The following is a 1,367-nucleotide window of genomic DNA, read 5'->3' on the forward strand; positions in this document are numbered from 1 at the left end:
GGAATACTCCCTCCAAATTGAACAGTGGTATACCAATTCCCTCTGGATATTTTGATGTCAAAATCCAGAATCAATCCATCCGTTTCAGGGCTGAAAATATGCGCTTTTTTCAACACATCGGAAAATTTATTTTTTGTATAATTTTCTATTTTCTGTGTGGGTATTTCGGAAAAATTATTGGTTAATTTAAAGTTTATTTGCTGTATTGGCTTTAAATGTAATAAGTTGGCAAGGGCTTCAGAATAATGTCTTGCCTTGGCCTGCTCATATTGAGTCAAATAGTTTATGAAAGCCGTATCTGAATTTTTGTTAAGGGCGTCAATCCATTGAATATCTTCAATTCTCTTTTTGGCATGGCCGAAGTGGATTCCATAACGGTGATTAAACCGGGTGAGATGCTCCTCATATGCCTGAATAGTATCCTTTTTTTTGGTTATCTCCCAGTCTTTATTATCCAGGGCTTCAAATGCCTTTTTGTAATACTGTCCACCGGTACCATATTTTTTGATATAAGTTTGATAAGCATCAACCGTGTCTTGGCTTTTTGCAGTCTCCCATTCCACTTGTTCAATTCTGATCAGCGCTGCCTTATCCCAGATGCTGTTAGGATGTTTTTCACGAAATTCGTGATACCCCTTAAGCGTGTGCTTTTCGTTTGCCGATATCCAGTCTTTCTTTAAGGTGCTGCATCCCAGGATGGAGATGACTGACAGTATTATGATAGCAAGTGATATCCCGCTTTGTATGGGTTTCATGCTCTTACCTTTACCTTGTAGGGTTCACCAGATTGATTAGTGGATAGGGGGACAGCCTTAATTATCTAATCAACATTTCCAACCAATTGATATCCTTCACGTACGGCGATCGACTCGCCCCTTCTGACGGCGTAGCCGATACCGGGTACGGTCATCCCCAATGACCGGGCAAGCTCGGTCTGGGAAAGGCCCAGTTCCCGGGTGCACCAAAAGCAAAACAAGTCCCGGGCATCCACACGATCTTTCTGGCGCCCCTTTTGGAAAATGTCGTCTCGGTCGAGTCCATAGATCGAGGCGACCCTCTCGGCAACGCGGCTCATGTCGTAGCCCTGTTGTTTGCGTTCATAACGGTGATCGAACGTCTCATTGGCCTCGGACAAAACCGATTCAACAAAATCCGAATCGCCGAGAATACGTTCATCGCCTTTGATCCGATCCATTCCTCTCAATCGAATCTTCTTGATTTCGGACCACCCACCCATACTACGAACCAATCCTCCGCCAACCAATTCCGGACGCGCCCGATGGTCATTCCCGCGCTGACATAGTCCTGGTATGCCTTGCGAGCCGCAGAAACTCTTTTCCCAAAATAGCCCAGCACATAGTCGCCTT

The 1,367-nt window shown here is 44.8% G+C and carries 2 protein-coding genes; both read right to left on the minus strand.

Annotation, left to right across the window (positions count from 1 at the left end):
• Positions 1-755: hypothetical protein (locus JCM12296_RS34865; RefSeq protein WP_157068199.1), on the minus strand; the 755-nt coding region annotated here is incomplete at its 3' end.
• A 65-nt stretch (positions 756-820) separates the two neighbouring features.
• Positions 821-1,195: a hypothetical protein gene (locus JCM12296_RS34870; RefSeq protein WP_172684273.1), complete on the minus strand. Its 375-nt coding sequence runs from the start codon at positions 1,193-1,195 to the stop codon at positions 821-823.
• Positions 1,196-1,367 lie beyond the last annotated feature (172 nt).

Source organism: Desulfosarcina cetonica JCM 12296, assembly GCF_001311845.1.
GTDB lineage: Bacteria > Desulfobacterota > Desulfobacteria > Desulfobacterales > Desulfosarcinaceae > Desulfosarcina > Desulfosarcina cetonica.

What these genes read in the sequence shown, in the direction of transcription:
- JCM12296_RS34870 (WP_172684273.1), bottom strand. Translation starts at nt 1,195, where the DNA reads ATGGATCGGATCAAAGGCGATGAACGTATTCTCGGCGATTCGGATTTT.